Below are 3,554 nucleotides of genomic sequence, written 5' to 3' on the forward strand. Positions count from 1 at the left end.
GCAATATGTCCTGCATCCCAAGACAATCCCGTATACTTGAAGCCCAATATTATCGCATGGGATTTATTGATGTTCGATTTGGTTGATGCTAATTATCTATGTCTTGAATTGAATAAGATTAGTGCATACGGTACCTACGCAAACCGAATCAGAGTCAACGACATTCTTAAAATGGAGATTGGCCTTCCGTCGAAAGAAGAGCAGATTGCAATATTTACTGAAGCTAAGGAAGCTTATACCTTGGTTAAGGCAGAGGAATTAGGTTTGGCTGAAATCATTCAGTCTATGAAGGCTGAGTATATAAACAATGTGCGCAACCGGAAGCATGACATGGCTCCATATATGCGGCAATTATCTTCTGGATTCAAACTAATCAACACATACATTGATCGGGAAGATTATGCCAGCATTAAAAATGTAATTGCCCGGCAAGAAGATGCTTTTAAAAGGCTTCAAGAGTTGGTTAATATCCTTTCTGACGAGGAAGAATTTGGCAATCCAGAGATTGTAAACATAGATGAATTTCTGTTAGAATTAGAAAATTCGCCCTATGATAAAGTAAATTACAAAATACTTTATGATACTGACAGCCCCTCATTAGAGGCTCTCGGGCTGCCATTCCATACATCTCATAGCAATAATTGTGTGAGTGATAACTCAGATGTTGAGCCTAATCGTGAGCCACTTGCTCTATGGGTTAACATAGGAAAGTTAGATTTAAAAAGAGCAGTTGACAATATTATCTCGTATGCCGCTCAGCATGGTCTTCTGAAAAAAGACCGAACAGACTATTGTATCTGGGTAACATTGTCGGCGGATACTCACAAAGGAACTTTTAATATAAACTTCACCAATAACGGACTTCCTTTCCCCGAGGGCCTAACAAAAGAACGATATGGCATGTTAGGTGAAAAAGCTGGCAAAACCGGAAGAAATGGGAAAGGTGGGTATATTGTGAGGAGTATTGTTGAACATTTTGGAGGTGATTATGACATTTTGGTTGGCAATGAAACATCAACTGTCAGAATCTCATTGCCAATAGCAAATCTAGACGAAAATGAGACCCTATAATGTACTTTGGATAGATGACGAGTGGGAAAAGATGGATCTCTTCAAAGAGCTCTGTAAAGAAGATCATTCCATCATACTCCATCCCTATACAACTCAGAAAAAGGGGATGGCAGAGCTTGAAGCAAACTTGAGCTTTTATGACGCTGTTCTTCTTGACGCTAAAATGTGGGACGAATCAGAAAACGAGCAAGCGAGCCTTGTTGGTCTGCGGAATGCAAAACAAAAACTGGATCAGCTGACGTTGAAGAGGGCAATCCCTTACTTTATTTCCACAGGCCAACCGGACTTGATGAGCAATAAAATGTTCGAAGACTCATTTGGGAAATATTACATCAAGGATAGAGATGACGATCAACTAATTCAGGATATGATAACCGCAATGGATTCTCTTGAAGTTAGGCAAATTATGTCCATATATCCGAACTTGTTTAGAGCGTGTGCCAAAATAGGGTTATCGTCCGATGCGGAAAATCGACTTACTTCATGTTTATGCGATGTGCATTTCATGCGCAACAGAATAGACCCAGATCTAAGCAAGGATTATCCTCACCTACGCTATGTGATAGAAGCCATATTCAGAACGCTAAACAAGGTGAAAATTATTCCCGATGCTTGTATTAAAGGAGGTAAGGTAAATCTTATGGATTGTTCACTATACCTTGCAGGTAAAGACACGAAGCATAGTGGCGTTAGGTATGAATGGCCTGGAGTGCGCTTTATACCCCATTATATAGAAAAAGACATCCTCAGCGCTATAGTTTTCGGTAATGCTCATGCACACACACCAGATCCAGATATACCAGCGTTGAATCCGGAGGATTATGAGATGTCAAAGAAATCGAACTTTCTCCTATATTCTATAGCTTTCGGAGTTTCACATTTTATAATATGGTTGGCCGACAAATATGATTGTAGTGAAAGCTCAATCTCAAAATACGAGCGGAAAACAATGCCTATAGAAAAAGAGGAGGACGAGTTTATTCCAGAACAAGACAAAGACGGTATATGGCATTACCAAGCCTGTGTCTTGCAACAAAAAAGATATTCTTCGAATACACATAAAATAACGGGCATACGGCAGAATAACGACAAAGCAAAGGTCAAGTATCCTTACTTTGCCTTCTGTGAAGAGATTGTATCAAAATCAGACATAAAGGTTCAATTAAGTTGAACATATTTTTAGTAACTTTGCATTAGAAAACGACAAATACCTTTCGATATATATGACAGAACAGGAACTTGCAGGCATGATTTGGAACATCAAGGAGATTATCCGTGGTGTGTATGACGATACCGAGGTAGAGAACGTGATTCTTCCGTTCACTCTGCTCCGGCGACTTGACTGTGTGTTACAGGACCGCTATGACGAGCTTTTCCAGCAGTATAAGGACTTCCCCGATGATAAGAAGGAGGTGATGCTGATGGCTCTGATGCGCCGCAACGGTCTCACATTCTTTAATACGTCAGGATTGTCACTCAACAAACTTCTTGCTCAGCCGAAGATGCTTGCCGACAATTTCAAAACGTATCTTGACGGCTTCACGCAGAATGTGCGCAATATCCTCTTGGCATTCACACAAGAGGATGGCGAGAATGGCGACATCAGTCGCATCTATTCCCGCCTTGACCGCAACGACCTCCTGTTTCAAGTCACAGAAAGTTTTGTCAACAATGCTGACTTGCATCCCGACAAGGTTGACAATTCGATGATGGGTACCATCTTCGAGATTATTATCCGTAAGTCAAAGGAAACCACCAATACCAAAGCCGGACAGTTTTATACGCCCCGTGAGGTGGTGCGTCTGCTTGTCTCATTAGTCATGCACGGACGTGAGGCGGAGGTTAACACCGTTGGTAAGCATTTCCAAATTTACGACCCGTGTTGTGGTACCGGTGGTATGTTGACGGAGGGTAAACGCTACCTCCAGTCAATGACCGACCGCAAGGATATGAAGATATATCTCTTCGGTCAGGAGTTGAACGAAAAGACATACGCCATATGCAAGTCTGACCTTCTCATCAAGGGAGACCTTGACAAAGACCGAAATATTGCACTTGGAGATACGCTCGCCAACGACCAGTTCCCCGGCGAGAAATTCGGTTATATGCTCGCCAATCCTCCTTTTGGTGTGGATTGGAAGAAGATTGAGGGAAAAGTGAAAGAGGATGCAGCCAAGAGCGACGGACGCTTTTCTGTGGGATTGCCATCCACGTCCGACGGTTCACTGCTATTCCTACTCCACATGATTAGCAAGATGGATGCCAATGGTTCGCGTATAGGTATTGTACTCAACGGCAGTCCTCTCTTCAATGGAGCGGCCGGCAGCGGATGGAGCGAAATCCGCAAGATGCTTATGGAACGCGACCTGCTCGATGCAATTGTGGCATTGCCGAAAAATCTGTTCTATGGCACTGATATATCCACTTATCTTTGGATTCTCGACAACAAGAAACCGGCAGAGCGAAAGGGCAAGGTGCTGATG

At 42.6% G+C, this 3,554-nt stretch carries 3 protein-coding genes; all 3 read left to right on the top strand.

What is annotated here, in order from left to right; all coding sequences use genetic code 11:
• Positions 1–1,071: sensor histidine kinase (locus C5O24_RS11755; RefSeq protein WP_205961108.1), on the top strand; the 1,071-nt coding region annotated here is incomplete at its 5' end.
• Positions 1,058–2,242, top strand: coding sequence for a hypothetical protein (locus tag C5O24_RS11760; protein ID WP_107036494.1), 1,185 nt, complete (start codon positions 1,058–1,060; stop codon positions 2,240–2,242). The genes C5O24_RS11755 and C5O24_RS11760, both read left to right, overlap by 14 nt.
• A 52-nt stretch (positions 2,243–2,294) precedes the next feature.
• A partial coding sequence (locus C5O24_RS11765) for a type I restriction-modification system subunit M (protein WP_153061372.1) occupies positions 2,295–3,554 on the top strand: 1,260 nt, incomplete at its 3' end.

It is taken from the genome of Paramuribaculum intestinale, assembly GCF_003024925.1.
GTDB classification, from domain to species: Bacteria; Bacteroidota; Bacteroidia; order Bacteroidales; family Muribaculaceae; genus Paramuribaculum; species Paramuribaculum intestinale.

Coding starts and splice junctions, on each gene's coding strand:
- C5O24_RS11760 (WP_107036494.1), top strand. CDS start 1,058: ATGAGACCCTATAATGTACTTTGGATAGATGACGAGTGGGAAAAGATG.